The organism is Collinsella sp. D33t1_170424_A12, from assembly GCF_015554865.1.
Lineage (GTDB): Bacteria > Actinomycetota > Coriobacteriia > Coriobacteriales > Coriobacteriaceae > Collinsella.
In genome coordinates this window covers 1-2,254 of the sequence record NZ_JADNJJ010000009.1, presented here as the reverse complement: position 1 = coordinate 2,254, position 2,254 = coordinate 1, and the positions used below count along the sequence as shown (strand labels likewise).

At 67.0% G+C, this 2,254-nt stretch carries 1 protein-coding gene; it reads right to left on the bottom strand.

Translation table 11 applies throughout. The features are described from left to right. A partial coding sequence (locus I2E26_RS00455) for an InlB B-repeat-containing protein (RefSeq protein ID WP_195419184.1) occupies positions 1 to 2,254 on the bottom strand: 2,254 nt, incomplete at both ends.

The following is a 2,254-nucleotide window of genomic DNA, read 5'->3' as shown; positions in this document are numbered from 1 at the left end:
GGTTGTGGGAAGGCCGCCGGGGCGCGCGGGCTGCTGCGGCTCGGGCTTGGGCTGCGGCTGCGGCTGCGGCTCGGGCTGCGGCTGGGGCTCCGGCTCCGGCGCGACGTCCTTCTTGAAGCCGGCGACGAGCGTGAGGTCGTCCGTCACCGCGGTGCCGAAGTCGAACGGCTTGCCGTCGAGCGTCCAACCCTCGAAGGTGTAGCCCGCGCGGACGGGGTCGTCCTGCGGCTTGGAGACGGTCGAGCCGCTCTCCACCTCGGCCGTGGCAAACACGGCGTCGCCGTTCATGAACGTGACGGTGTGCTTCGCCACGGGCGCCGTTATCTTCTTCCAGGAGGCGGTGAGCACGAGGTCGCCGGTGACGGGCGCGTCGAAGTCGTAGCGCTCGGTGCCGTTGAGCCAGCCGAGGAACTCATAGCCCTCGCGTGCAGGCGTCGCGGGCTCGGCCACCTTCTGGCCGTCGACGACCTTCACCTGCGTGGCGGTTGCACCCTCGTAGCCGGGGTCGAACGTCACCGTGCGCTCGATGGGCTGCGGCTCCGGCTGCTGTTGGGCGGGTACCTTCACGACGGTGAAGGAGTGCGGCGCAAGCTCGATGCGGGGCGCGGCCTGCTCGGCGGTCATCGTGCTCGTATCGATCCGCACGGCGTCGGGTCGCTCGGGCGTGTTGGCGGCTGTGAAGTCGTCGCCGGCGAGCGAGCGGATCTCGAGGGCGCGGCCGGTGAGGTCGACGCCGGGGATGCTCAGCTTCATGGCGCCCGCCTCGGCGAGGCCAAGGTTGACGATGGCGACGTAGGTGTTGCCCGCGGTGTCGGTAGACGCCATCACGTCGTACTGCTTCACGCCGTTGGAGAGCGCCGGCATGGCGGCTGTCCGGGCGGTCACGATGTTCGTGCCGAAACCGCCGTTCAGCATGGTGAAGACGCTTGCGCTGGGCGTCTTGAAAAAGGTGAAGGCGCCCTCGCCGGTCTTGGTGTCGCCGCTGCCCTTCACGGGGACGGCCTGGATCACGGCCTGCTGGGTGGGGCCGAGCGAGTCGGCGCCATCGGAGTACCAGTCGACGAGGCAGTGCTTCTGGATATAGGGGCTGCCCAGCTCCACGTAGTCCATGATGGCGCGCGCGATGTAGAGCGCGTGCGTCTGGGAGCGCAGGAGCAGGTTTTGCGAGCGGAAGATGCCGTACTCGCTGATGACGGGGACCTTGTTGGGGTCGTACTTCTGCATGAGCTTGACGTAGCCGGCAACGTGCTCGCGCTTGTTGTCGCCGAGTTTCATGGCCTGCAGGTAGAAGGCCTCGTTATTGCCGTTGTTGCCGGGGTCGCCCGAGTAGGGATGGATGGTGAGGCCGTCGTACAGCGCATCGTGGCCGCCTTCGTGCATCTTGTTGACGAAGCCCTCGGTCTCGTAGCTCGAGTAGATGTGGATCTCGCCCGCGGGCTGGCCTGCGCGCGTGCGATCGGCGTTGATCTGCGCCATGGTCTCGCGCATCTTGCGCGAGACGGCCACGAAGCCGTCGCGGTTCACGGAGTAGTCGACGGTGATCTTGGCGTCCTTGGCGGGAATCATGCCGTGGGCGCCGTCGCCGAAGGTGAAGTATCCGGTCTTGGCGTCGAGCTGGTAGACCTTGTCGGCGGCGCCGGCGGCCTTGAGGTCGTCGACGCGGCGCCACTCCTCGCCCGCCACCTTCACCTTGACGGAGCCGACGTTCACCGCGGTGAAATCGGCGTAGTCGGACGCCTTCTTATCGCGCTCGACGCGCGCATAGCGCATGCCGAACTCCTGGTTGGCTTTGCCGGTCGATTTTGAGGCGGTTTCGTTCCAGTTGCCGCGCACGACGGCGTACTGGTTGGTGAACGAGGCGGTGCCGCCGTCGATATAGGCTTTCTCGGGTCCGCCGGGAACGCTTGCGGTCCAGTACTGCTGCGACGAGTTGCCGTCGGCGCCGCCCTGGTTCATCTCGTTGCCGATCTCGAAGTAGCGCACGTTGAACGGCTCGGGGTGGCCGAGGTCGCGGCGGACGTCGGCCCAGGCGGTGCCGCCGTTGGGATTGGTGCCCGCTGCGGCGTTGAGGAACTCGATGAGGTCGGCGGCGTCGTTTGCATCGCCTCGACCCAGCGCGTACACGTAGACGATCTCGGAACCGTGCTCCTGCGCGAAGGTTCCGATCTCGGAGATGCCGAAGTTGGGCGCGATGCCGCCCTGGCCGCTGTTGTTATAGAAGCCGTGGATCTGGTTGGTGCGCTCCTCCTTCTTG